Origin of the sequence: Natronorubrum amylolyticum, from assembly GCF_052040145.1 — an archaeon.
Taxonomy (GTDB): Archaea; Halobacteriota; Halobacteria; order Halobacteriales; family Natrialbaceae; genus Natronorubrum.
Map to the genome: position 1 here is coordinate 203,227 of NZ_JBPPFW010000001.1, position 20,060 is coordinate 223,286.

Annotated in this window: 22 protein-coding genes; 9 read left to right on the forward strand and 13 right to left on the reverse strand. The window is 65.0% G+C overall.

Annotated elements, in window-relative coordinates; all coding sequences use genetic code 11:
* Positions 1-266 precede the first annotated feature (266 nt).
* The 3 genes from ACSFDB_RS01020 to ACSFDB_RS01030 all read right to left on the reverse strand — a co-directional run bounded on the left by ACSFDB_RS01020 (position 267) and on the right by ACSFDB_RS01030 (position 2,102).
* On the reverse strand, positions 267-542 hold the full coding sequence (locus tag ACSFDB_RS01020) for a DUF7976 family protein (RefSeq protein ID WP_440769202.1): 276 nt from the start codon (positions 540-542) through the stop codon (positions 267-269).
* Positions 539-1,615, reverse strand: coding sequence for an Mrp/NBP35 family ATP-binding protein (locus tag ACSFDB_RS01025; RefSeq protein ID WP_440769203.1), 1,077 nt, complete (start codon positions 1,613-1,615; stop codon positions 539-541). The genes ACSFDB_RS01020 and ACSFDB_RS01025 overlap by 4 nt, the downstream gene beginning before the upstream one ends.
* Before the next feature lie 163 nt (positions 1,616-1,778).
* A complete protein-coding gene (locus ACSFDB_RS01030; RefSeq protein ID WP_440769204.1) occupies positions 1,779-2,102 on the reverse strand; it encodes a DUF7969 family protein in 324 nt (107 codons plus the stop codon).
* A gap of 100 nt (positions 2,103-2,202) precedes the next feature.
* On the opposite strand from ACSFDB_RS01030, the gene ACSFDB_RS01035 reads away from it, so the two are divergent.
* The 3 genes from ACSFDB_RS01035 to ACSFDB_RS01045 all read left to right on the forward strand — a co-directional run bounded on the left by ACSFDB_RS01035 (position 2,203) and on the right by ACSFDB_RS01045 (position 4,987).
* Positions 2,203-2,580 carry a DUF5783 family protein gene (locus ACSFDB_RS01035; RefSeq protein WP_440769205.1) on the forward strand — a complete coding sequence of 126 codons (378 nt, stop codon included), beginning with the start codon at positions 2,203-2,205 and terminating at the stop codon, positions 2,578-2,580.
* A 63-nt stretch (positions 2,581-2,643) separates the two neighbouring features.
* Complete coding sequence (locus ACSFDB_RS01040; RefSeq protein ID WP_440769206.1) at positions 2,644-3,495, forward strand: eIF2B alpha/beta/delta subunit family protein; 852 nt, start codon at positions 2,644-2,646, stop codon at positions 3,493-3,495.
* A gap of 205 nt (positions 3,496-3,700) precedes the next feature.
* Positions 3,701-4,987: a TIGR00341 family protein gene (locus tag ACSFDB_RS01045; protein WP_440769207.1), complete on the forward strand. Its 1,287-nt coding sequence runs from the start codon at positions 3,701-3,703 to the stop codon at positions 4,985-4,987.
* Positions 4,988-5,015: 28 nt separating this feature from the next.
* Here ACSFDB_RS01045 and ACSFDB_RS01050 read toward each other — a convergent pair whose 3' ends face one another.
* Complete coding sequence (locus ACSFDB_RS01050; protein ID WP_440769208.1) at positions 5,016-5,732, reverse strand: ThuA domain-containing protein; 717 nt, start codon at positions 5,730-5,732, stop codon at positions 5,016-5,018.
* A gap of 279 nt (positions 5,733-6,011) precedes the next feature.
* On the opposite strand from ACSFDB_RS01050, the gene ACSFDB_RS01055 reads away from it, so the two are divergent.
* Positions 6,012-7,127 carry a Gfo/Idh/MocA family protein gene (locus ACSFDB_RS01055; RefSeq protein ID WP_440769209.1) on the forward strand — a complete coding sequence of 372 codons (1,116 nt, stop codon included), beginning with the start codon at positions 6,012-6,014 and terminating at the stop codon, positions 7,125-7,127.
* A 152-nt stretch (positions 7,128-7,279) separates the two neighbouring features.
* Here ACSFDB_RS01055 and psmB read toward each other — a convergent pair whose 3' ends face one another.
* Both psmB and ACSFDB_RS01065 read right to left on the reverse strand, forming a co-directional pair.
* Positions 7,280-8,011 (reverse strand): archaeal proteasome endopeptidase complex subunit beta, encoded by a 732-nt coding sequence (gene psmB, locus ACSFDB_RS01060; RefSeq protein WP_440769210.1) that lies wholly within the window; start codon positions 8,009-8,011, stop codon positions 7,280-7,282.
* 214 nt (positions 8,012-8,225) lie between these two features.
* Positions 8,226-8,405 carry a hypothetical protein gene (locus ACSFDB_RS01065; RefSeq protein WP_440769211.1) on the reverse strand — a complete coding sequence of 60 codons (180 nt, stop codon included), beginning with the start codon at positions 8,403-8,405 and terminating at the stop codon, positions 8,226-8,228.
* 331 nt (positions 8,406-8,736) lie between these two features.
* Here ACSFDB_RS01065 and ACSFDB_RS01070 point away from each other — a divergent pair, with 331 nt between their 5' ends.
* The 3 genes from ACSFDB_RS01070 to ACSFDB_RS01080 all read left to right on the forward strand — a co-directional run bounded on the left by ACSFDB_RS01070 (position 8,737) and on the right by ACSFDB_RS01080 (position 9,956).
* On the forward strand, positions 8,737-9,090 hold the full coding sequence (locus ACSFDB_RS01070; protein ID WP_090307189.1) for a DUF555 domain-containing protein: 354 nt from the start codon (positions 8,737-8,739) through the stop codon (positions 9,088-9,090).
* 85 nt (positions 9,091-9,175) lie between these two features.
* The gene (locus tag ACSFDB_RS01075; protein WP_090307193.1) at positions 9,176-9,715 is read left to right on the forward strand and encodes a CBS domain-containing protein; all 540 of its coding nucleotides are present in this window, start codon (positions 9,176-9,178) and stop codon (positions 9,713-9,715) included.
* Positions 9,716-9,797: 82 nt separating this feature from the next.
* On the forward strand, positions 9,798-9,956 hold the full coding sequence (locus ACSFDB_RS01080; protein ID WP_175529296.1) for a hypothetical protein: 159 nt from the start codon (positions 9,798-9,800) through the stop codon (positions 9,954-9,956).
* 9 nt (positions 9,957-9,965) lie between these two features.
* On the opposite strand, the gene ACSFDB_RS01085 is transcribed toward ACSFDB_RS01080, so the two are convergent.
* Entirely contained in the window at positions 9,966-10,385 is a 420-nt protein-coding gene (locus tag ACSFDB_RS01085) for a PadR family transcriptional regulator (RefSeq protein WP_440769212.1), read from the reverse strand.
* 140 nt (positions 10,386-10,525) lie between these two features.
* Here ACSFDB_RS01085 and ACSFDB_RS01090 point away from each other — a divergent pair, with 140 nt between their 5' ends.
* Positions 10,526-11,080, forward strand: coding sequence for a DUF8170 family protein (locus tag ACSFDB_RS01090; protein WP_440769213.1), 555 nt, complete (start codon positions 10,526-10,528; stop codon positions 11,078-11,080).
* A 26-nt stretch (positions 11,081-11,106) separates the two neighbouring features.
* Here ACSFDB_RS01090 and ACSFDB_RS01095 read toward each other — a convergent pair whose 3' ends face one another.
* The 6 genes from ACSFDB_RS01095 to ACSFDB_RS01120 form a co-directional block, all read right to left on the reverse strand.
* Entirely contained in the window at positions 11,107-12,084 is a 978-nt protein-coding gene (locus ACSFDB_RS01095; RefSeq protein WP_440769214.1) for an aldo/keto reductase, read from the reverse strand.
* Positions 12,085-12,244: 160 nt separating this feature from the next.
* Positions 12,245-12,700 carry a hypothetical protein gene (locus ACSFDB_RS01100; RefSeq protein ID WP_440769215.1) on the reverse strand — a complete coding sequence of 152 codons (456 nt, stop codon included), beginning with the start codon at positions 12,698-12,700 and terminating at the stop codon, positions 12,245-12,247.
* Positions 12,697-15,126: a penicillin acylase family protein gene (locus ACSFDB_RS01105; RefSeq protein ID WP_440769216.1), complete on the reverse strand. Its 2,430-nt coding sequence runs from the start codon at positions 15,124-15,126 to the stop codon at positions 12,697-12,699. The genes ACSFDB_RS01100 and ACSFDB_RS01105 overlap by 4 nt, the downstream gene beginning before the upstream one ends.
* A gap of 100 nt (positions 15,127-15,226) precedes the next feature.
* Positions 15,227-16,462, reverse strand: coding sequence for an ABC transporter permease (locus ACSFDB_RS01110; RefSeq protein ID WP_440769217.1), 1,236 nt, complete (start codon positions 16,460-16,462; stop codon positions 15,227-15,229).
* On the reverse strand, positions 16,452-18,344 hold the full coding sequence (locus tag ACSFDB_RS01115; protein WP_440769218.1) for a PrsW family intramembrane metalloprotease: 1,893 nt from the start codon (positions 18,342-18,344) through the stop codon (positions 16,452-16,454). Before ACSFDB_RS01115 ends, ACSFDB_RS01110 begins: the two co-directional genes overlap by 11 nt.
* On the reverse strand, positions 18,341-19,333 hold the full coding sequence (locus ACSFDB_RS01120; RefSeq protein ID WP_440769219.1) for an ABC transporter ATP-binding protein: 993 nt from the start codon (positions 19,331-19,333) through the stop codon (positions 18,341-18,343). Before ACSFDB_RS01120 ends, ACSFDB_RS01115 begins: the two co-directional genes overlap by 4 nt.
* Positions 19,334-19,586: 253 nt before the next feature.
* Here ACSFDB_RS01120 and ACSFDB_RS01125 point away from each other — a divergent pair, with 253 nt between their 5' ends.
* A complete protein-coding gene (locus ACSFDB_RS01125) occupies positions 19,587-19,991 on the forward strand; it encodes an SRPBCC family protein (protein WP_440765363.1) in 405 nt (134 codons plus the stop codon).
* Positions 19,992-20,060 lie beyond the last annotated feature (69 nt).

Genomic DNA, 20,060 nt, shown 5'->3' on the forward strand with positions numbered 1-20,060 from the left:
TTCCTAACTAACCGAACGGGCCAGAGACGGATAACAGCTGTCCTTGAAAGGTTTTAGAGACCATCTGATACCACAGAAGGGTATAGACTCTCGGCTCACTGCAGGCAGCGGGTTTCAGTCTCGACTGTCAATCCGTCGTAATTACAGCCGCGAAAATCGACCGCGTACACCGAAGCCGACGTCGGAGTACCGGCTGAGAGTACTTCACCTGACGGCCGCTGAGTCTGCTGAGCAGATTCAGCGGATAAACTCCGTAATCCGGCCGATCAGCGCTCGAGCCCGCCGCGTTCGGTGACCTCGAGGATGAACTTGACGTTGCGGACGATCTCCTCGGGCGTCGTCTCCTCGTCCGCGTCGTAGAGGTCGCTCGTTCGGTAGAGAATGTTCGCGAGTTGTTTGCTCTCACTCGAGTCGCTTCGGATCTCGTCGGCAACCTCCCGGAGGGACGCGACACGTTCTGGATCGGGATCGAACGCCGTCTCCGTATCGGGATCGCTGCCGTCGTCTCCGCCGGCGCTCCCGTCTTTGCCGTCAGCGGTCATCGGTCCGGAGAGGCGGCTTCACTGCGTCTGGTCTGGGAGACGCCGCGTCGGTGGACGATCCCGGTGTTGTTCGCGACGTTCTCGGTGATCGTCCGGAACGCGTCGCCGGTGGCCGACTCGTCGGAGAGCACGGTCGGCTGACCCCCGTCGCCGCTCTCGCGAACGGCAGGGTCGAGGGGGATCGATCCCAGGAACGGCATCTCGTGTTCGTCGGCGAATTCACGGCCGCCGCCGGAGCCGAAGATGTCGTGTTCGCCGCCGCAGTCGGGGCAGGCGAACGTCGACATGTTCTCGGCGATACCCAGCACGACGGTGTCGTGTTTGGCGAACATCTCGAGGCCCTTGCGGGCGTCGTCGAGCGCGACGTCCTGCGGAGTCGTGACGATGACAGCACCCGTAACCGGCATGGTCTGAAGCATCGTCAGCTGCGTGTCGCCAGTCCCCGGCGGGAGGTCGATGACGAGATAGTCGAGGTGGCCCCACTCGACGTCCTCCGTCAGCTGGGTGATGACCTTGTGGACCATCGGACCGCGCCAGATGACCGGGTCGTCCTCGCCCGTGAGGAAAGCCATGCTCATCAGCTTCACGCCGTACTTCTCGGGCGGAACGAGCGTCTCCTCCTCGGTTGCCATCGGCGGCTCGTCGGCGTCGACCATCCGGGGCACGTTCGGCCCGTAGACGTCGGCGTCGAAGAGCCCAACCTGCGCGCCCAGTTGCGAGAGTCCGGCGGCGAGGTTGACTGCGACCGTCGATTTGCCGACGCCACCCTTCCCGGAGGAGACGGCGATGACGTTCTTGACGTTCGGGAGGACCTGCTCCTCGGTGACGAAATCGTCGCGGTCGGGAATGCTCGCCGAGAGGTCGGGATCGACGCCTTCCTCGAGAAGCAGTTCGCGGATCTCGCCGGCCATGTCGCTCTCGGTCGGCGAGTACGGTGCACCCAGTGCGAGATCGATATCGACCCGGTCGCCGTCGACGTCGATGTCGTTGACGAGTCCGAGCGAGACGATATCGTCGCCGAGTTCCGGATCCTCGACCGTCCGGAGGCGGTCGCGAACGGCGTCTTCGTCCATGTCCGAAGGTAGCACCGGCCGTCGAAAAGGGTTGTGTTCCCACCTTTTTTCTTCGGGCCCTCCCTCGCTACGCTCGGTCGAACCGCTCGAAAAAATCTGGACCAAAAAAGCCGCTCGCTCCCGTCGGTCGCTCACGGGTGCGACGCTCCCGATTACAGCCTCCTTACGCGTTGAAGTCGAACCGAGGTCCCCCGTAGGTCGGCGGATCGGGATCGAGTTCGACCCCCTGCTGGAATCGCACGAAATTGAGGTAAAAGGGCCGTCCGCAGCCCTCGACGGAGTCGCCCTCGAGGTCGGTGACCGGACCGTCCTCGCCGCAGAGAAATTCGATCCCGTCGGCGGATTCACGGTCCGGATCGTCGGGGTCCGCGTACTCCCAGCCCGGCTGCCGAACTTTCGTGACCGACCGATCCGCGAGATCCGGCGGCCGCTCGAGGCTGACGACGGCGTTGCAGTAGGGACAGGTGTAGCGAACGGTGACGGTCATCGGCGAGGTCTAGGCGACTCGAGCACGTAAGCCTGCGGCCGAACCGTCGGAAGCGTCCGCAGTCCGAACCGTTTACCCGCCCGCTACCCCACAACCGATTATGACCGAGTTCGACCCCGAGAAGTTCGAGGAGAAGTACGTCTACTACTTCGAGGAACTCGAGGAGGCCTACTCCAACGCGTACAACCAGCTCCACGGCCGGTACGACTCGCAAGTCCTCAAAGCGATCGACCGGAAGGTGCTGAGCGAGAGCGAGCCGTTTTATGAGGGGAACGCGGAGCATAGCTCCGCGGATGAGTCGAGCGGGCAACGCCCGCGAGACCACGACGGCGAGTTCCGCGTCGAAATACCGGACGACGCTCGAGAACGCGTCGGTGCGGTCGCCGACCACGAGCAGTTCGACGTCGTTCTCGAGGAACTCGTCGAGCGAATCGAGCGCGAACTCCACCGAATTTTCGGCGTCGAATCGGACGACTGAGTCCGGTCCCAGCGGCTGGACCTACCCGGAACACCTTTCCCGCTGACGGGAATCTGTGCAGGTATGATCGACGAGACGGTCGAGGAGATCCAGGAGATGCAGAGTCACAGCTCCTCGGTGGTTGCCGTGCGCGCGACGCGAGCCTTAGAGGAGTTGATCGATCGGGAGTTCGCCACCGTCGAAGAGTATATTCGCTCGCTCGAGCGCAACGGCTCGGTGCTCCGGCGAGCCAACCACTCTCACGCCTCGCTGCAGAACGCGGTTCGGGCCGTCGTCGACGACGTTACTAACGCCGACCTCGAGAGCGTCGAAGAGGCGAAGCGACTCACCCAGGAGCGGATCGACGCGGTCGTCTCACGGGTCGAGTCCGGCAAACGGCTGGCGGCCGAAAACGCCGCCGAGATCCTCGACGACGGCGCGACGCTGTTGACGCACGACTACTCCTCGACGGTGCTCGAGGCCCTCGAGCAGGCGACCGAGGCGGGCAAGACCTTCGACGTCTACATCACGGAAGCACGGCCCCGCTACATCGGCCGCAAGACGGCCCGGACGCTCGCCGAGCTGGACGGCGTCGACGCCACGCTGATCACGGACAGCGCACACGGCGTCTACCTCGAGGACTGCGACCGCGTCGTCGTCGGCATGGACTGCATCGTCGACGAGACGCTGTACAACCGCGTGGGGACGTTCCCGATCGCCGCCACGGCCGCCCAACTCGACGTGCCGGTGACCGTGCTGGGATCGGCGTCGAAGATCGTCAGCGAGGGGTTCGTCTTCGAAAACGAGTTCCGAACCGGCAGCGAGGTCATGCCGGAACCCGCCGAGGGGTTCGCCGTCGAGAATCCGAACTACGACGCGACGCCGGTCGCGTTGCTCGATAGCGTCGTCACGGACGAGGGTCGCCGGGAGTTCTGACGTCGTTCGGTTCCGGTCGTCATCCGTTGGACCGTCGACGGGAACGGGGTTGAGTACTGACAGTGAGAGCGTTCGCTCAATGCTAACGCCAGGTATGGTCCGCTCAGAATGAGCAGCGAACCCGGTTCGGTCAGCAGTATCATCGAGATCGGACAGTCACGCCCCTGTGGCGACAGCCTATCCCTGTCTCCGTCGTATCACTCGTATGCGTCTCGTTCAGGTGTTCGTTCCACACGGCGATCTGGATCTCGTCCTCGAGACAGCGGAGGCGACGGGGGTCGATTACGCCGTCTCCGAACAGACGTGTCGTGGCGAGTTCGAGGCACTCGTGTCGGTTCCCGTTCCGCCGGCCGCAGTCGAACCGTTTCTCTCGGATCTCCGTGCTGCCGGCCTCGATGAAGAGTCGTACACGGTCGTCACGGCCGCCGAAACGGTCGTTTCGAACCGAACGGACGAACTGCACCGCGAGTTCGCCGGAACCAGAATTTCCCGGGAGGAACTCCAGGCGCGGGCGGCCGATCTCGCGCCAGCCGCGTCGACCTACTTCGTGTTGCTCGTGGTGAGTACCGCCATCGCGACGGCCGGTCTGCTGCTCGACTCCGCGGCGACTATCATCGGGGCGATGGTCGTCGCGCCGCTGATGGGGCCCGCACTCTCCGCGAGCGTCGGGGTCGTCGTCGACGACGATACGCTCGCGGGGCGCGGTGTGGTTCTGCAAATCACGGGAATCTGCGTCGCCGTCGCGACGGCGGCAGTGATCGGGTGGCTCCTGCGGGGAACGGTGTTGCTCCCGCCCGGATTCGACATCACGAGCGTTCCCGAGGTCAGAGAGCGGACCACGCCGAGCGTCCTCGCGCTGTTTCTCGCGCTCGGTTCGGGCATCGCCGGCGTCGTCAGCCTCGTTCGTAACGTCGGCTCGGTGCTCGTCGGTGTCGCCATCGCCGTTGCGCTCGTGCCGCCGGCCGCCACCGCCGGACTCGGCATCGCCTGGGGACACCCGACCGTCGTCGTCACCGCCGGGACGCTCGTACTCATCAATGTGCTTTCGATCAACCTCACCGCGTTGATCCTGCTGTGGCTCTCCGGCTATCGTCCACACCGAACGGACCGGATCGATCACGCCTACGGCCAGTTGCGCTCGCGAGTCGTCGTACTCATCGTCGCGATCGCCGTCCTCTCGCTCGTCCTCGGCGGCGTCACCTACGGGAGCTATCAGACCGCCGCGGTCGAACACGATATCCAGACGGAGCTCGAGGCGATGACCGACGATCCGGCCTTCGACGAGTTCGCCTTCCACGAACGCACCGTCGAGTACGAACTCGTCGACGTCTACACCGGCGGGCAGCCGTCGGTGACCGTGCTCGTCGAACGCCCGCCCGGCGAGCAGGAATCATCCGACTTCGCAGACACCGTTCGGGAACGGCTGGAAGCGGCAACCGGAACTGACCTCGAGCTCACCGTCGAACTGGTCGACACGCAGCGAAGCGGGTGACAGTCACGTTCCGGAGTCGTCGACAGCTTTAGTCCCGCTCGCCGAAGGTCCGCGGCGCGCCCTCCGTGGGGGTAGCCCACTCGACGGCGTTCCGAAGCACCCGCCGAACGTCGTCGTTCTCGTAGATCGGGTACGTTTCGTGGCCCGGCCGGAAGTAGAAGATCCGGCCGCTCCCGCGGCGGTAACAGCAGCCGCTGCGGAACACCTCGCCGCCCTCGAACCAGCTGTTGAACACCAGTCGGTCCGGTTCGGGGACGTCGAACGGTTCGCCGTACATCTCCGTTCGGGGCAGGTCGATGCACTCCTCGAGGCCGTCCGCGATTGGGTGACCGGGATCGACGACCCAGAGGCGCTCTTTCGCGCCGTCCTCGCGGTACTGCAGGCTACACGTGGTCCCCATGAGCCGCTTGAACGGCTTCGAGTAGTGGCCGGAGTGGAGGACGATCAGCCCCATTCCCTCGAGTACACGCTTTTGGACGCGCTGGGCGACCGCATCCGAAACCTCGTCGTGGGCCTCGTGTCCCCACCACAGCAGGACGTCCGTGCGCTCGAGGACATCCTCGGAGAGTCCGTGTTCGGGTTCGTCGAGCGTCGCGGTTCGGACGTCGTGGTCAGACTCGCCGTCGCGGTCGCGTTCGCTGAGTGCGTCGGCAATCGTTTCGTGCATGCCGTCCGGATAGACGGCTGCGACCTCGTCGTCTTCGCGTTCGTGTCGAAACTCGTTCCAGATCGTAACTGCAGCCATCAGTTAGTCCTCGGCGGCCAGCCGCTTAGGACGGCCGGTGCGAAGACGTGATTGTCACGTAAAAATACCATTTTATTCCTACTATTTCCGCAAGTACTCGGAGTAATACTGTTATTCGTAGAGAAAGACACACATAGTACGCACATTAATCGGTCACAACCCTTATTTTGGTCGCCGCCTCCCTCTCTCTATGGACTGGAATCGCACACAAACGAGATCGAAATGGGTTGTTTCTCAGGGTCCTTCCTTCTCGACGGTTCAGCAATCGAGGGTTTCGCGATGATCGGCGCCGGAATCGGCGTCGGGATCGTTGGACTCGGCGGTATGGGCCACCTCCACGCACGAAGTATCTCCGAACTCGGTGCGGACGTCGTCGCCGGCGCCGACCTCGTCGAGGCACAGCGCCAGCGCTTCGCCACCGAGTTCGGCGCAGCGACGTACGAAACCCACGAGGGGCTGGTCGAAGACGACGCCGTCGACGCCGTCATCGTGACGACTCCCAACCGATTCCACGAACCGATCACCGTCGACGCCCTCGAGGCCGGCTGCCACGTCCTCGTCGAGAAACCGCTCGCACACACCTTAGAGAGCGCAGAGCGGGTCGCACGGGCCGCGGCGAGAGCGGACGGCATCTGTATGGTGGGCTTTCACAACCGTCACGCGGCGTCGATGGCCATGTTCAGCGAGCACCACGCTCGCGGCCGGTTCGGCGACCTCACGCACGTCGAGGCGAACTACGTTCGGCGGCGGGGCGTTCCCGGTCCCGGCTCCTGGTTCACCGACCCCGAACTCGCCGGCGGCGGCTCCTTGCTCGACATCGGCGTCCACGCGCTCGATCTCGCCCTCTACGCGCTCGACTTCCCGGAGATCACGGAGGTCTCGGGCGTCACCAGAACGACGTTCGGAACGACCGAAGAGTACGCGGACCCCGACGGCTTCGGCGACAACTGGGACGCCGAGAGCGAGACCTACGAGGTCGACGACTCCGTCAGCGCCTTCATCCGCTGTGCGGGCGGTGAAACTATCTCGCTCGAGGCCGCGTGGGCGACCAACCGCGAGGAGAGCATGGATTTCCGCGTGCGCGGGACGGACGCCGGCGCACAGTTCGAGATCGGCGACACGAGCCTCGATATCCTCGAGACGGGAACGGTCGGCGGCGATCACTACGCCGACGTGGCGCTGACGGGCGACTCGTCGCTCACCGGCTACACGGAACAGGACGAACAGTTCCTCGCGGCCGTCGCCGCCGGCACCCCGCCTGAGACGAATACCGTCGAGGAGGCCCTCACCGTCCAGCGCGTGATTGAGGCGATCTACCGCTCGAGCGAGACCGGGCGCGCGACGCAACTGACGGAGCCGGAACTCGAGGCCGAGCAGCGCGCACGGCTCAACTGACGGTTCTCGGAGCGTCCAGTCTTCGCTGGGTTTGTTGTGTTCGACTGTCCTGACCGATTCTGAGCGACGGCGATCGACGATCGAAGCGCGCGAAGTCGTCGCTGTCGAATCGAACGAGCGGGTCGAAAACGGAATCGATCGTGGGAGTCGCCTTAGATGACTTCGTCGAAGTCGTGGTGTCCGTGAATGTCGACGCCTTCGTCGGTGATCTCACAGAGGAAGACACCGTTCCCGGAGCCGGTGTCGCGCTCGGCGGCGGACTTGATGCTGCGGGCCGCGATGGTCTTCGCCTCGTCGTTCGAGAGCCCGTCTTCGTAGGCCTGCTCTAAGTGACCGTAGGCGAGTTGCATCCCGGAGCCGGTGACCGTGTAGTCGTCTTTCATGACGCCGCCGGCGGGGTCGATGCTGTAGACGTGGGAGCCGTCGTCGTCGACGCCGCCCAGAATCGGGTGGATGGCGAAGAACGGACCGCCGCGGGCGAAGTTGCCCGCGAGCGTGGCGAGGGCGTCGATACTCATTCCCTCGCCGCGTCGGGCCTCGTAGAGGTTGACCTCGGCTCGGAGGGTCGAGATGAACGACTGTGCGCCGCCGACGCTGCCGACGAGGGTTAACGCGGCGGTCGGGTGGATCTGTTCGACCTTCTGGACGTTCTTGTTCGAGACGAAGCGGCCGCCGAGGCTGGCACGCATGTCGGTCGCGATGACGACGCCGTCGGTCGTCGTGATGCCGATCGTCGTCGTGCCGGTCTTGTTGACGTTGTCGAGGTCGGCACGCGAGAGGTCGTTCTGGGGCATCGAACCGATCTCCGGCCCGTAGGGGTCCGGATCGTCGGCCAGTTGGTCGACGGTGCGGGAGAAGTCCGAGTTATGTTGGGGCGCTCGCATTGACCGAAGGGTAGGGCTGGCACGATATAAAACCCCGGCGGTCACCGCCGAGGTTTCCGGTTTCATCGGCCCCGCCGAACGGTACTGCACACCCCATCCACGGCGGCCGTGCGATCGGTCGTGCCCGGTTTCAGCGGGGCCGATGGGAGCAGCGGCTCTCGAGTCGATCTGTGAGAAAACGGTGGTCGGTCGGTAGACGTCGGGGACGTGTCGATCAGGCGTCGGTGGGTTGCGTGGTTTCGTAAACTGCCTCGACAGTTTCGAGCATGCGGTGGACCGGGATGGTAACTCCAGCTTGGCGGGCGGCCATTGCGAGTGGCATCGCGGCGATACCGATCACAATGCACAACTGGTACAGTGCGAACAGCGTCGCGCGGAAGACGCGGGATATCATCGGCGTTCAACCGGGCACAGTTCAGGGGTATATATAAGCTTTTCTGACGCACACAATCCGTAATGATCGTTAGTTGGCAAGGAGGTCGACGCAGTCTTGCGATTCAACTCAGCTTTCAGTCGGACCAACTCGAGACGGACTCGAGACGATGTATAGCTACGTGCGCGGCAATCGATCCGGACATTTCTCGTAACTTATGAGCATTATCCGACTCACGTGCGCACCTCGAGCGCGCGGATGACGGGCGGTATCGTCTCTCACGCGCTGGAACAATCCTCGTCCGCCGCCGACGAACCGCAAGACAGGAAACCCCCCGGACCGACCACGATGTATGGCCAACTATCTCGTCGCGATGGAAGCCGCGTGGCTCGTTCGTGACGTCGAGGAGATCGACGACGCAATCGGCGTCGCCGTCAGCGAAGCCGGGAAACGACTCAACAGTGAAAACATGGACTACGTCGAGGTCGAAGTCGGCGCGACGGGCTGTCCCGCCTGCGGCGAGCCCTTCGACTCCGCGTTCATCGCGGCCGATACCGCGCTCGTCGGCCTCGGACTCGAGATGGAGGTCTTCAACGCGGAGGGCGAGGAACACGCTTCCCGGATCGCAAAGAGCGAGGTCGGTGGTGCACTGCGGGACGTTCCCCTCTCCGTCGTCGAAATCTTCGAAACGGAAGAAGACGAGTAGGGTCCGCCGATATCGTAGCGGAACTTGTCACCACGGCAGTAACTCAACCCGAAACATTTTCTATAACCCGCAGTTATTGTGGCGTATGGAACTCCCGACGCCCGCGGACTTGCGCCAGCGCCGAACCGAACTCGGGCTGACCCAGAGCGAACTCGCGGATACGGCAGACGTTTCCCAACCCCTGATCGCCCGGATCGAAGGCGGCGACGTCGACCCGCGACTGTCGACACTGCGACGAATCGTCAACGCCCTCGAGAAAGCGGAGGGGGACGTCGTCCGCGCGAAGGACCTGATGAACGAGGCCGTCGTCAACGTCACGCCCGACGACGCTGTCAAGGCGGCCGCCCGAAAGATGGAGGAGGAGGCCTACTCCCAGCTGGCGGTCATCCAGGACGGGATCCCTGTCGGTTCGATCAGCCAGAGCGACCTCGTTCACCTCGACTCCGAAGCGCGAGACGAACCCGTCGAGGAACACATGAGCGAGAGCTTTCCCACGGTGTCGAAAGACGCCACGCTAGACGAGATTAGCAACCTGCTCGAGCACTACAAGGCCGTGATGATCACCGAGGCCGGCGAGACGGTCGGGATCATCACCGAAGCGGACATCGCCTCGCGATTCTCCTGAGTCGACGTTCGGCGAGTCGGCTCCCGGCGGCACCTCGAAAGCGGTAGATTGAGGGTCGTGAACCGCGAACGTCGCGCTATACATGATGGAAACGCTACTCCACGCCGGAACGGAACATCCAAGCCTGCTGTGGGTACTCATCCCAAGCCTCCTCACGTTCTTTGCGGGACTGGGTATCGGAACCTTCTCCGAACGGGTCCGAAACTGGATTCACGCACAGACCGAGCCGTCGCCGGAGTAGCCGTCTCCACTACTCGCGTTCGGCGTCGGGTCGCGGCGCGTTCTCGTACTTGACCATCTTCTCGGGTTTGTCGGAAATCGTCTCGTAGATTCGCTGGAGCGTTTCCTCGGCTGCGAGCACGTCGTGCGTCTCGAGAAACGCCCGACCGTCCTGCGTCAGGCCGTAGAACTTCCAGGGATAGCCCTGCCGTCGCTCGCCGTCGGGGAGGGCGCGCTCCTCGACGACGCCGGCGTCGATCAGTTTCTGGACGTGCTTGTAGACCGTCGCCTCGCTCACGCTCGGATTTAGTTCCTCGAGTTCGTACATCGAGGGCAGTTGCTCGGGGTGTTGCAGAATGTTGGTGAGCAGGGCGAATCGGGTCTCCTGCGTGACGAAGTGGAGGAGTTCGCGCGTCTCCGTTCCCGCCACCGATCCCACGTCGGTACTCATGGCCCCATCTACGCGGTCGTTCACCAAGTAGTTTACCCTGGGGTAAATTACCCTCTGGTAAGAGACGTCCAGAGAGAACCGCTTTCGGAAACGGAAACGGGGTAGTAAATCCTATTGTCGTCTCCTGTGAAACGCCGGGTATGACCGACGAGTCGCCGCCAGTCCCCGACGAGGTGCTCACGAGCGCGACGGAGCGACTCGAGGCCGAGGAACTCACGCTCGCGGAGAACGAGGACCTCCTCCACGCGCTGAGCGAGCTAACGCCGATCTACGAGCGCGATCGGTCCTACTTCGTCCTCGGGAACTACGATCCCGCGCAGATGCGCCGGCTCGACCTCGTCGTCGACCGACTCGACCGTCGAGCGGACGCCTACGCCTTCCGAATGAGCGACGTTCGCGGGAACTGGGACAACGGCATCCAGAAGTTCTGTCTGATCGCGGATCTCGTCACCCACATCGTCGGCGTCGCCGAGCGCGAGCCCAGCGGCTTCCTCGTCGAACAGGGGCTGCTCGTGGGCAGCGAAGAGTACTACGAGAAGAGCCACGTCCTCAAGCGGGAGTACCCCGACAGCGACGAGGCCCATCCGTACGGCTGGATGGAAGACGGCGTCTTCGAACTGCTCGAGTCCGACGGGCGACTCCACCGCTGGGAGACCGAAGACGACCTGCTCGAGGCCGTCGAAGCGCTTCCGTAGTCCCCTATAGTCCTCTGTCCGCGGAATCAGGTATGTCCGGAGACGGGAACCGGCTCGTACGGCTCCTCGAGGTACGCCATATCCGACTCCGACAGCGAGATCTCGAGCGCCTCGACGGCCTGCTCTAAGTGTTCGACGCTGGTCGTGCCGATGATCGGTGCGTCGACCCACTCTTTGTGTAACAGCCACGCGAGCGAGATCTGGGCCATCGTGACCCCGTTCTCGGCGGCGATCTCCGCCACGCGCTCGTTGATCTCCTGGCCGCCGCCCTCCCGATACGGATGCTCGTACATGTGTTCTTCCGTCTCACCGCGTTTCGTGGCGTCGATCTCCTCGTGGGGGCGCGTGAGATAGCCGCGAGCCAGCGGCGACCACGGCATCACGCCGACGCCCTCCTTCTCACAGAGGGGCAGCATCTCCCGTTCCTCCTCGCGGTAGACGAGGTTGTAGTGGTTCTGCATCGTCTGGAATCGCTCGAGACCCAGCGTATCGCTCGTGTGCAACGACTCGGCGAACTGGTGGGCCCACATCGAGGACGCACCGACGTAGCGGACGTCACCGCGACGGACGGCGTCGTCGAGCGCGCGAAGCGTCGTCTCGATCGGCGTCTTGGAATCCCAGCGGTGTGGCTGGTAGAGATCGATCGTCTCCACTCCCAGTCGCTCGCGGCTGGCCGCGAGCTCCTGTTCGATCGCCTTTCGAGAGAGCCCGCCCGAGTTCGGATCGTCCTCACGCATCCGGAAGAACCCTTTCGTCGCGATGACCTGTGCGTCCCGGTCGTAGCCCTCGAGCGCCTCGCCGAGCACGCGCTCGGACTCGCCCCGCGAGTACATGTTCGCGGTATCGAAGAAGTTGATTCCGAGGTCGATCGCCCGCTCGATGATCTCCGCGCTCTCCTCGTCCTCGAGCACCCACTCGCGCCAGTCGCTCGAGCCGAAGCTCATGCAGCCCAGACAAAGCCGGCTGACGTGCATCCCGGTCGAACCGAGGGTCGTATACTCCATACGGGCGAGATGCTCCCCGAGCAAAAAATAGTACGTGGTACGGCAACGTGGGACGTGGTCGTCCGTCACCGCCGTTTTTCCGCGCGCAAACGAATAGTCACGCCTCCGCCGATGATTGGCGACCCGTCGACTCCGTCGGTCAACTGGCGACCCCGTCGATTCAGACGGTCCCCCTGACCAACGACCCGAGCAGCGGCAACCCGAACGCGCTCGCGACGACGAGATAGACGACTGGCGTCGTCTCGAGGACGGTCCACGCCGATCCCCCCAGAGCGAGCGCGAAGACGACGAGCACGAGGAACCCGAACCCGACTGCGCCGACGACGCCCCGTCGCAGGGACGGCGAGACGAACGCCACGAACGCCCCGCCGAGGACGAGGCCGAACCAGTGGAGCCACGAGACGAGCAGTCCGATGACGACCGCCCCGGCGACGGCGACGGCGTGTGACCGCGGCTCGGTTCTGGCGCGCTCGAGGACCGTTCGGCTGCGCTCGAGGACAGTCCCGTCGCGTTCGACGGACCCGTTCTCGGAATCCTCGTTCTCGAACGGCCCGCTGGCGGCCTCCACCTCGGTCGCTTCGCTCGTCCCGTTCTCGTCCGATCCGCTGGCGCTCACGAGGATCCCTCCGTGAACTCGACGGTGATCTCGGCGTCGGTCTCACGACCCATCGGTTTCTGGTCGTTGTCGATCCAGCGCTCGAACTGGTCGTCGTAGTGAGCGGAGAAGTAATCCCCCGAGTTTCCGCCGGGAAGGATCGCCGTCGCCTCGCCGCCGGGTTCGACGACCATCCGCCAACTCGAGCCGACGGCGCTTCCGACGCGGTAGTTGTCGACGGTCGCTCGCGAGCCGTCGAGCGGTCGCTCGTCGAAGTTGAGAAACGCAGCCTCCACGCCGAAGGGATGTTCGATCGGCTGCGTCGTGTTCCAGTCGCCGTAGCGCTCCCATCCCTCGTCGTCGATCTCGTCCAGCGCGGCCTCGAGGGCCCCGAGCATCGTCTCCTCGCGCGACCGGTCCGCGTAGAGGTCGCTGTCAGCAGAGAGCGTCGCGACCGCCCAGTCGCCCGGATAGTACGACTCGTCGAGATCGCCCTCTTCGAACTGGGGCTCGACCGTCAGCCGCCGAAACTGATCCATCCACTGGGCGAACAGGAGCGCTCCCTCCTCGCCGCGGTCCATTCGGCGATTCCAGTCCTCGAGCGTCGCCGCGGCGTCCGCGAGTCGGTCGGTGACGTCCCGATTCTCGACGATCTCGAACAACTCGGGGAGGAGCTGATCCGCTCGACCGTCGCGGGTGTCGGACTGGAGCTGTCGGTGGAACTCGAGGTCGGTCCCTTCGCCGTTCTCGACGGCCTCGTCCAACCGATCGTAGATGCGCCCACCGCGGTAGGGCGAGGCGTACGCGACGCCGACGTAGTGTTCGGGGTCGTCGACGACGCGCTGGTTGGCCGTCGCGAGCACGTCGGGATCGATGGCGTGCGGTTTTGCCTCGAAGGGGACGAAACCGTCCCACGACGACTCGCCGAAGGGGGTGACCCCCTCCCACTCGCCCTCGCCCGCGGAGCCGTCGAAGATCCGGTTGCCGGGCACTTCCTCGTCGTCGATCGTCCGGATCGGGAGTTTTCCCGTCGCGTAGTACAGCGTCCGCCCGTCGACGTCCGCGTAGACGAGGTTCTGGGTCGGGAGGTCGAACTTGCGGGTCGACTCGAGTAAGTCCTCGAGCCCGTCGCTGCGGCCGAACTCGTAGATCGCCTCGGTCGTCCGCGTGGCGGTGTGGCCGGTCCAGGCGACGCCGACGGTGCGCTCCTCGCGTTCGAGCACCGGCCCGTGGACGGTCTTTCTGATCGTGATCGTCCGGTTCTCCGAACCGGCGACGGCGAGTTCGCGCTCTTCGCGGTCGAACTCGCGCCACTCGTCGTCGTATCGATACCGTTCACCAGCTTCGTCGAGATCGTACCGATAGCAGTCGAGGACGTCCGCGCCGACGTTGGTGAACGACCACGTCCCCGAGTCGTTGGTGCCCGCGATGACGAACGGGACGCCCGGAAACGTCGCCCCGCGAACCGACGTCTCGGGCGTCTCGACGTGCTGTTCGTACCACAGCGGCGGCGTCATCAACGTGAGATGGGGATCGTACGCGACGATCGGGTTACCGCTTTCCGTGTGTGCCCCCGAGATGACCCAGCTGTTCGAGCCGACGCCAGTCGGCGACTCGTATTTCGAGAGCCAGTTCGTCAGGCCGTCGCCCACGCTCCCTGCCGCGTCGGCTCCGTTCGTCCCACCGGTTCCGTCGCCATCGTCGTCGTTTTCGCTGTCTCCATCGGCCGACTCGAGTCGATCCGCGTCGACGGCGTCGCGGAGGATCGGTGTATCGTGGTCCATCCGCTCGGGGAACAGGTCGTCGGCGACGGTCTCACCGAGCCGGTCGGCAACCAGCGCTCGCCGGAGTTCGCCGAAGTTCCCCGTCAGATCCCACGAGATCTGTTTCTCCATCAGCATCGAGTCCACCGGCGTCCACTCGCGGGGCTCGTAGCCGAGGAGTTCGAACTCGAGCGGGAGGAGACCGGCCTCGATGACGGCGTTGACTCCATCCGCGTATGCCTCGACGAGTTCGCCCGCGGGCGTCTCGGCGACGACTCCCCAGGTGGCGTCGGCTGCGCCGGCGAAGTCCATCCGGACGTGGAACTCGTCGTCCTCGAGGGTGGCCTCGCCGACGATTTCGGAGAGCTGGCCTCGCATGACCCGCCGCTGGAGATCGAGCTGAAACAGTCGGTCGTACGCCTGCACGTAGCCGACGGCGAAGTACGCCGCGGCCTCGTCGTCGGCCTCGACGTGCGGAACGCCGTGGTCGTCGACCCGGAGGCTGGCCTCGCCGTAGGGGTTCTCGACGGACTCCGGAAGCGACCGATCCGCTGCGTTCCAGGCCCGCCCCGACAGCGGCGCGAACTGCGACAGGAGCTCTCGAGCCCCGGTCAGCGTCAGTCCCCCGATCCCCGCGGCGAGCGCGCCCGCGAGTACGCCCCGTCGTGTGGTGTCTGCTGGCACTGTCCACATGGTTCGTCGGTGCCGACTTAACTGTCACGGAGTGTAAAGTTTGAGAGAGCGAGAGTAGCGTATTCGACGACTCCGACGGGAGCGATCCAGTTCAAAGCGAATCGGCATCGAGCCGAGCGATAGCCGACCGGACCCCGAGGAAGACGACGAGCGCGATCAGACAGTAGCCGGCGAGCGAGAGCCAGGTCGTCGCCGTCGGACTCCCGATCGCGAACTTCGCAACCGTGTTCGCAGGATGTTCGGGCAGCAGGGTCGCGACCACTAACGCGGCGACAATGCCGACGGAGTATCCAATCTGGGCCTGCCGTCTGTCGGGTGCGACGAGTGCGATGCCGGTTCCGACCGCGGTGACCAGCAACGCGAGCGCCGCGACGAGGACGACCAGCGCCGTCGGCGACGCGATTCCGGTCCCGTTGAACGCGAGGAGAACGAGCCACGCAGCAGCCTGTAGCGGCGCCAGCGCCGCGATCGTGAGCAGCTTCGCGTCGGCGATGTCGACGAGCGACAGCGGGCTGACCCGGAGCAACTCGAGTGTCCCTCGTGAGCGCTCCTCGATCAGCGAGTCGACGACGATTGAGCCGCTGATGAACACCGGCAAGAACAACAACAGCGGCACCAGTACGGTGTAGGTGAACTCGACGTACGGGCTCGCATCCGTCTCGGCCGGGACGGTCAGGGGTGGCGCGTCGAGGGCGTCGACGTTGGCGACGCGCACCTCGTGCTCGAGCGCCTCGAGGAGGTCCTGCAACTGGACGACGAGCAACGTCGTCTCGAGGCCGTCGTCGGCCGCGGTTACCCCGACGACGAGCCGATCCTCGGCGTCTCTGGTCACCTCGAGGACGGCCTCGAACTGCCCGTCGTCGAACGCCTGGATGGCCTCGTCGCGATCGCCGGCGACGGTCGGCTCGAGACCGTCGCGCTGGTCCGCGAGCGCCCGAAGCTGCTGGACGTCGTCGGCGTCCTCGCCGACGATGACGATCTCGGCGCCGTAGCCCTCCGTGGAGCCAGGATCGTACAGCGAGACCAGCCCGACGACGAGAAACGAGGAGAAGCCGGCGATGACGAGCTGGATCGCCAGCGCGAGGACGATGGTCTTCTCGGAGCGAAGCGAGCCGAGTTCGCGGCGGGCGACCGCCCAGCGGGGACCGAAGAGCGAGCCGATCGGTCCGAGCAGCGAGCCGAGACGGGAGTCCGCGCTCGGCGTGCTGTCCGCCGGTCGCGGCGGATTCGGGCCGCGCTGGACGGGAGTCGAGCCGTCGCGGGCCCGCTCGTCGCTCGAGTCGCGTACTCCGTTTCGCCCGTTTCGCCGGTCGCGATCACGCGGCAAGGGCGATCACCCCGAGGTTGTAGGCCGCGTGAACGAGCGTCGCGATCACGAACGCGACCGCGTACGCGTTCTGTCCGCGACTCGCGCCGAGCGCGGAGATCACGGCGGTCACGACGTGCAAGACCAGCGGGGCGAAAAAGAGCGCGAGGAGGAGCAGCGGATCGCTCGAGAGCGCCGGGCCGAAGGCGGCGACGCCGACCGTCAGTTCGGGGAGGCCCACGAACTGGGCGACGTGGGTGAACTTCTCGCCGACGAAGAAGCCGACCCCGGAGAGGACGCCGAGGAGGACGGCGATTCGGAGCGAGGACTCGAATTTCGAGCGGGCGAAGCCGGCGTAGACGTGGATGCTCTTGGCGAACTCCTCGATGGCCGCCGCGAGGACGAAGATTACGGGGAGGGCGATCGTCTCCGGAATCGCGAACAAGAGGGCGACGGCGAGCAACTGAGCCGTGAAGACGAACGGGATAAAGAGCATCGACAGAATCGGGACACTTCGGTAGCCGTGGAGTCGACTCGCGAGGGCGTCGATCACCTTCACCGGAATCGCCTTCTGGGCGAACATGTCCTCCTCGCGGTAGACGCCGAGGCCGAGCAGGAAGCAGACGCCCGCGCTGGCGAGGAACGGCCCCGTCGAGAAGAGGTACTCGCCGAGTCGGGCCGTCTCGCCCTGCAAGTCCATCACGATCAGCGTCAGCGGCGAGATCAGCGCGATCGGCGTGACGTCGGCGAACACCGCCGGAATGAACGTGTACGTCGTCAGGAAGACGCTGATCGTGACCGTCACGAACGTGAGCTCCTTGTACGAGCGTGCGAGCATCGCGCCGACGAACGTAGCCGCCAGAAAGAGCAGCGCGATCGGGATCGCCGCGGCGACCGAGAGGAGGCCGCCGCCGACGGCGAGCGTGATCGCGACGGCGATAGCGACGAGCCCCACCAAATACGGCAGCGTCTTGCCGGCGACGATCTCGCGGCTCGAGGCCGGCGAGACGAGCAACAGTTCGCCGCGGCGTTTGATTCGCTCGTCCATGATCGTGCTCCCGTAGGCCTGGATGACGAAGTTCATCGGAACGACGAACAGGAAGGCGAGCAGCAGTGACTGGAAGGGAAACGGCGGCGAGATCGACCCCGGCGTCCCCGAGGCGTCCCCCGTGGCGCCGCTGCCGACGTCGGGGACTTGGAGACTGCCGTCGCTCGTGCCACCAGTTCCGTCAGTGGTACCCCCACCGTCGCTCGAGTCCTCAGTACCAGTGACGGAGTCATCGCCGGTGTCGTCCGTCGTTTCACCCGTTCCGTTCCCGTCGGTGGTCGAGTCGTCGTCACCGGTTCCGCTCTCGTCAGTTTCAGTTCCGTCACCGTCAGCCGTCGCCCCGCCGAGGTCGCGGTCCCGATACTCGAGGTCGACCAGTACCGGATACGCTGCGGTTTGATTCGCCTCCTGACTCAGCCGTCGTTCGTTGTACTCCTCGACTGCGTCGCGGAACGCGTCGTAAGCGACCGCGCCGTTCGGACCGACGTGGCCGATCTGTCCTCGTTGTGTGACCACCACGTCGGCGTTCGCGTCCTCCCCGCCGTCGTCGATCTCGAGGTCCTCGAGTCCGATCACCCGAAAGGAGTCGCTCTCGACGGCGACGTCGTGGTACTGGCTGCCCTCGTCGACGGCCATCACGTAGAGTTCGTCCTCGAGACCGAGTCCCTCGTCGGCGACGGAGATCCCGACGATGCCGACGGTCAGGAGCAGTCCCGCGAGCACGAGCGCCGTCTTCCGATCGACCGTGCCGGTGCTTCGGGAGACCTCCCAGCGGGATATCCGTGCCGTCCGCGCCAGCACGCCGCGGAGTCGAGCGGCGCCGGAGCGCGTGTCCCGTTCGCGCTCGTCGCTCACGTCCGCGCCTCCGCCGCGTCCTCGTCGGAATCCGATCTACCGGATTCGTCGCTGTCTCGGCCGTCGCGTTCGGCACCGTTTCGCCTATTGTTGTCTTCGTGGCTTTCGCTGTTTTCGCGGCTCTCGCTTGCGACCTCGAGGAAGATGTCCTCGAGCGTCGGTGTCTCCGTCTGGATGTCCGTGATCCGACCGCCTTCGCGTTCGACGGTTTCACGGACGGTCTCTACGCCGGTCATATCCGCGACGACGTGACGGAACTCATCGTCGATCGACTCTCCGCTTCCGGCGTCGACCGTCGCGTAGACGTGGTACTCGGTGCCGCCGTGGGCCTCCCGAATCGAGTCGATGGTCCCGCGGGCGACGATCCGCCCGTCGTTCATGATGATGATCCGATCGCAGACGCTCTCGACGTGAAAGAGGTTGTGCGCGCTGAAGACGATCGTCTTCCCCTCGTCGCTCAACTCCTGGGTGAACTCGATGATGTAGTTGGTCGTCAGGGGATCCAGTCCGGAGGCGGGTTCGTCGAAGATTAGGACGTCGGGGTCGTTCACGAGCGCCCGCGCGATGGCCACCTTGCGTTTCATCCCCTTCGACATGTTGCCGAGTCGGCGGTCGCGATGCTCGAGGTCGAGACGCTCGAGCGTGCGGTCGATCCGGTCGCGAGCGACGCTTCGGGGGACGTCGTAGAGGTCCGCGAAGAACTCGAGGTAGTCGGTCGCGGTCATCTCCTCGTACAGGGGAGATTCCTCGGGGAGGAAGCCGAGTTGCCGGGCCATCTCGGGGTCGCCGGGGGTGTGGCCGGCGACCACGGCAGTGCCGGCGGTCGGCTCGATGAGCCCCGCGAGCATCTTCAGCGTCGTCGTCTTGCCCGCGCCGTTGGGACCGACGACGCCGAAGACCTCGCCGCGCTCGATCGCAAACGAACTGCCGTCGACGGCGGTAAAGCCGCCGTACTCCTTGCGGAGGTCGTCCACTTCGAGTATCGCCATTCGTTACTCGAGCGTCGAAGAGCCGTCAGTAAAGTGTAGCGGCTAGTGACGGTCACCGTCAGTAGCAGATACTGGATCGGTTATGTCGTTCGGGTGGCCTCTCGAGACGCTCGCTCAGTACCGGCGACGGAGCTTGCCACATCGCCCCGGTCGAACTCACCGATGTTTTCCGAACAGCTCTCCGAAACACGTCGCCCCTTCGAGCCGATCCTACCAAACCTCCATACCCGATGAAACCGTATTCTCGAGACAGATGACCCAACTCCGGACTGCACACACCCCGGACGGTCGCCGCCTCGAGGCCTCGCACGTCCTCGAAGCCCCCGCAGCGGACGCCTGGGAACTGCTCGTCGACACCGCCCGATGGCCCGAGTGGTCACCGCTCGTCAACGGCGTCGAGTCGACCGACCGGCGGGTTCGTTCGGGGACCACCGGTCGCGTACGGGTCTCGGGCGTCTGGGTCCCGTTTCGGATCACCGACTGCTCGGATCGGCGATGGAACTGGCGGATGTCGGGAGTGCCGATCGCGGCCCACCGGGTCGACGACCTCGGCGAGAGTCGGTGTCGGATCGTCTTCGAACTCCCGCTGCACGCCGTCGGCTCCGTCCCGATCTGTCTGCGCGCGCTCGAGCGACTCGAAGCGCTGCTCGTCGAGTAGGACGCGTCTCGGTCGTCGTTGTATTTCGGTGTCCGATTCGGTAGGCCTCTATGCGAGTACAACGACTGT

Bases quoted from the DNA above. Each gene is read 5' to 3' on its own strand.
- ACSFDB_RS01055 (WP_440769209.1), top strand. From the start codon at position 6,012: ATGATCGGCGCCGGAATCGGCGTCGGGATCGTTGGACTCGGCGGTATG.
- ACSFDB_RS01080 (WP_175529296.1), top strand. From the start codon at position 9,798: ATGATGGAAACGCTACTCCACGCCGGAACGGAACATCCAAGCCTGCTG.
- ACSFDB_RS01025 (WP_440769203.1), bottom strand. From the start codon at position 1,615: ATGGACGAAGACGCCGTTCGCGACCGCCTCCGGACGGTCGAGGATCCG.
- ACSFDB_RS01030 (WP_440769204.1), bottom strand. From the start codon at position 2,102: ATGACCGTCACCGTTCGCTACACCTGTCCCTACTGCAACGCCGTCGTC.
- ACSFDB_RS01020 (WP_440769202.1), bottom strand. From the start codon at position 542: ATGACCGCTGACGGCAAAGACGGGAGCGCCGGCGGAGACGACGGCAGC.
- ACSFDB_RS01085 (WP_440769212.1), bottom strand. From the start codon at position 10,385: ATGAGTACCGACGTGGGATCGGTGGCGGGAACGGAGACGCGCGAACTC.
- ACSFDB_RS01120 (WP_440769219.1), bottom strand. From the start codon at position 19,333: ATGGCGATACTCGAAGTGGACGACCTCCGCAAGGAGTACGGCGGCTTT.
- ACSFDB_RS01075 (WP_090307193.1), top strand. From the start codon at position 9,176: ATGGAACTCCCGACGCCCGCGGACTTGCGCCAGCGCCGAACCGAACTC.
- ACSFDB_RS01045 (WP_440769207.1), top strand. From the start codon at position 3,701: ATGCGTCTCGTTCAGGTGTTCGTTCCACACGGCGATCTGGATCTCGTC.
- ACSFDB_RS01070 (WP_090307189.1), top strand. From the start codon at position 8,737: ATGGCCAACTATCTCGTCGCGATGGAAGCCGCGTGGCTCGTTCGTGAC.
- ACSFDB_RS01040 (WP_440769206.1), top strand. From the start codon at position 2,644: ATGATCGACGAGACGGTCGAGGAGATCCAGGAGATGCAGAGTCACAGC.
- ACSFDB_RS01050 (WP_440769208.1), bottom strand. From the start codon at position 5,732: ATGGCTGCAGTTACGATCTGGAACGAGTTTCGACACGAACGCGAAGAC.
- ACSFDB_RS01125 (WP_440765363.1), top strand. From the start codon at position 19,587: ATGACCCAACTCCGGACTGCACACACCCCGGACGGTCGCCGCCTCGAG.
- ACSFDB_RS01090 (WP_440769213.1), top strand. From the start codon at position 10,526: ATGACCGACGAGTCGCCGCCAGTCCCCGACGAGGTGCTCACGAGCGCG.
- psmB (WP_440769210.1), bottom strand. From the start codon at position 8,011: ATGCGAGCGCCCCAACATAACTCGGACTTCTCCCGCACCGTCGACCAA.
- ACSFDB_RS01095 (WP_440769214.1), bottom strand. From the start codon at position 12,084: ATGGAGTATACGACCCTCGGTTCGACCGGGATGCACGTCAGCCGGCTT.
- ACSFDB_RS01065 (WP_440769211.1), bottom strand. From the start codon at position 8,405: ATGATATCCCGCGTCTTCCGCGCGACGCTGTTCGCACTGTACCAGTTG.
- ACSFDB_RS01035 (WP_440769205.1), top strand. From the start codon at position 2,203: ATGACCGAGTTCGACCCCGAGAAGTTCGAGGAGAAGTACGTCTACTAC.